The organism is Nostoc sp. FACHB-280, assembly GCF_014697615.1.
GTDB lineage: Bacteria > Cyanobacteriota > Cyanobacteriia > Cyanobacteriales > Nostocaceae > Nostoc_B.
Genome location: NZ_JACJSD010000109.1, coordinates 1 through 2,691, shown reverse-complemented (window position 1 = coordinate 2,691; position 2,691 = coordinate 1). Strand labels below are relative to the sequence as shown.

The following is a 2,691-nucleotide window of genomic DNA, read 5'->3' as shown; positions in this document are numbered from 1 at the left end:
TTTTCAAAGCTATGCTTCTCTAAACTTTTAATATTTTTGATTTTTGAACCCCCAAAACCTGATTTTTTCGTTCCATGAGCTAAGTAGTAATATTGTACTAACTACTCCCCAGAAGCTTTCAATGCCGGCATTTCATCTTTCCTAGACAAGTCTAATAATAGTGAGGGGTTCACCTGTTTTTTGCGCTTGGTTAATTAACTTTTGAACAGTTTTAGGCAGTTCTGCAAATGTAATTTGTTTCATGGGAATTTCTGAAGGTTAAGGGATAGGAACTTACTTTGTTATCTTTCCTCATCATAATGCTTCTATTAACCAATATTTTTCCCCGCTATTTCATCGTTCCCCTTATCGCCAATTTGCGCCACCGTCTCAGGTAGATCAGAATTTAAAATGCGCGATGAAAAGTTTCATGGTTAGCAAATGTTGGGTTAACAGCAGTCTCTGGATATTTGATGTTGAGATTGATTTGAATCATGATATAGCAATCCTATATGATTTCTAAAGTTCTGGTTGAGACAGGGAATAGGGAGTAAGGATTAGAGTTGTTTGTAATTCAGCTAGAATTGCTATGTATAGTGAACACAATAAATAATAACTATTCTTAATTTAGTGGTAGATAAACATTAATAAATACGAAGGTTAGACAAAATACATAATTTGCGATCGCCTCACCAATCAAAAACAATTCAAAACTTATCTTTTTGTTCTATTAATGAAATGTAATTTTATCATTGAAATACAAAGGTTAGTTAGCTGTATGGTTAATTTTGTCGATTTTCAAAGAAAATGCTATGAATAATCTCTAATAGCTGATTTCTACAAATAATTCGATGACTATCTATTTTTATAGCACCCGCGAACAATATGGTTGCTTCTCCAACTTTTCTGCTCACGGATTTGTGTTGGAGGATTTATACTGGTATACTAGCGAACATTATTTTCAAGCACAAAAGTTTGTTGGCACATTTCATTTAGAACAAATTCGTTTGGCAAAAACTCCTAAAGAAGCCGCAAAAATGGGTAGAGAAAGAAGCCGTCCTTTGCGCCCAGATTGGGAGCAAGTCAAAGACGGTATTATGAAAAAAGCAGTACTGTGTAAGTTTGAAACTCATCCAGATATTAGAGAAATTTTACTCAGTACAGGTGATGAAGAAATAGTAGAAAATTCTCCCATTGATTATTATTGGGGTTGTGGTGCTGATGGTAGTGGCAAAAATATGTTAGGGATAATCTTGATGGAAGTGCGCGAGATTCTACGCCCAGAAGATGGCACCAAATAGGGAAGGGTTACGATAAAATAAACTGGCTACTGTTAATTGACCGTCTGCTAGATATGTCATTTCAGGTATTAATGTAATTTTATTAATAGATGTTTACTTAGAATTACAAAAGCCTGGTTTTTGTAACTTTAAGTTAAAAATAACAGAGTGTGAAAGGAGGCATTAAAGGAGGAAAAAATATGCTCTTATCAACAACCAAGGTCAAGAAATATTGTAAATGGTTTTGGGATGAAACCCTGGGCGGAGAATATGATGCTTGGGGTACTAGTACTTATTTTCTCGAAATTGGTAATGATCTATATCCTATAAGACAAATAGAAGTTTACGAAAATGGCAACGTCTTATTTTATGATAGTAGCCACTTCGCAGATAATTACGGAATGTTATGTGATAAACCAATTCAAGAAGAAGATATTCGAGAATTTGGGATTACTAAAGCAGAATTTGAACAAGTATGGAATACAAAAATCCCAATGAATCGATAAGTTTGGGTAGTAGAAATTAAAGTTTTGCTGACTTCAATTTTAAACAGATAAATTATAACTGCGTGCAATAGTCCAGTGGCGATCGCTTGATTGATAAATTTTCACTCCAGCTAACCCGACACTAGTCACCAACTGATTCACCTCATCTAGTGTAAGCGCAGCGTGGAGAGAATCTCGAAATAACTTTTGCTGACGGGGATCATAGTCATAGCCAATGCTGGATACTAAAGCATTCATGGTCTCTTCGTCGGCTGGACGTAATAAATCACGAATTAGCAAGCCGCCGTTTGGTTTACTAACTCGCTGGATTTCTTGAAAAAACGGCAGAGGATCAGGTAAATGGTGAACCAAGCTATTAGAAATCACCAAATCAAACATTTCCTGTGTGTAGGGTAACTGTTTTGCATCCACCAATTCCAAGGAAATTTGCGACTGTAAGCCAGCTTGCTGAACATGCTGCGTAGCAATTTTGAGCATATTCTGAGCTAAATCAATAGCAATCAATTGCCATTGGGGACGCATTTGAGCGATGAGAACTGGGATACGACCGGGGCCAGTTCCAGCATCCAGTACTAAGCATGGTTCTGTTGTACCCAGAGCGATCGCTTCCTTGGCAAAAGCTGTGTTAACCTCAGTAAAATCCATCGCATCATAGTCAATGGCTTCTTCCCAAGTGTCCATAACTTCTGGTTCCAACACTCTTTCCATCATCAACCCTGCTATTCAACCAACAATAACTACAGTAATCGTTTTCTATTAAGAGTTACGCAAAAAAACGAAAAAATCAGGCCACACCCCCCTTTCAAGGGTAGGGGTTTAAGAAAGAGGCAGTTGAGCTAGTAAAATACAGAACTGAGGACAAACCGCAAAAATAACTAAGGTAGATGCGGCAAAGAATTTCAGGGTGTTGGAGGTAAGAATGCAGG

At 37.0% G+C, this 2,691-nt stretch carries 3 protein-coding genes; 2 read left to right on the top strand and 1 reads right to left on the bottom strand.

The window, feature by feature from the left end:
- Window positions 1-830: 830 nt before the first annotated feature.
- Together H6G75_RS32590 and H6G75_RS32585 are read left to right on the top strand one after the other, a co-directional pair.
- Entirely contained in the window at window positions 831-1,280 is a 450-nt protein-coding gene (locus tag H6G75_RS32590) for an NADAR family protein (RefSeq protein WP_190983981.1), read from the top strand.
- 179 nt (window positions 1,281-1,459) lie between these two features.
- On the top strand, window positions 1,460-1,765 hold the full coding sequence (locus tag H6G75_RS32585; protein ID WP_190983980.1) for a hypothetical protein: 306 nt from the start codon (window positions 1,460-1,462) through the stop codon (window positions 1,763-1,765).
- A 39-nt stretch (window positions 1,766-1,804) separates the two neighbouring features.
- Here the strand turns inward: H6G75_RS32585 and H6G75_RS32580 are convergent, their stop codons facing one another.
- The gene (locus H6G75_RS32580; protein ID WP_190983982.1) at window positions 1,805-2,473 is read right to left on the bottom strand and encodes a class I SAM-dependent methyltransferase; all 669 of its coding nucleotides are present in this window, start codon (window positions 2,471-2,473) and stop codon (window positions 1,805-1,807) included.
- Between the last annotated feature and the right edge of the window lie 218 nt (window positions 2,474-2,691).

Excerpts from the sequence above, each read along its gene's own strand:
- H6G75_RS32590 (WP_190983981.1), top strand. The coding sequence starts at position 831 with ATGACTATCTATTTTTATAGCACCCGCGAACAATATGGTTGCTTCTCC.
- H6G75_RS32585 (WP_190983980.1), top strand. The coding sequence starts at position 1,460 with ATGCTCTTATCAACAACCAAGGTCAAGAAATATTGTAAATGGTTTTGG.
- H6G75_RS32580 (WP_190983982.1), bottom strand. The coding sequence starts at position 2,473 with ATGGAAAGAGTGTTGGAACCAGAAGTTATGGACACTTGGGAAGAAGCC.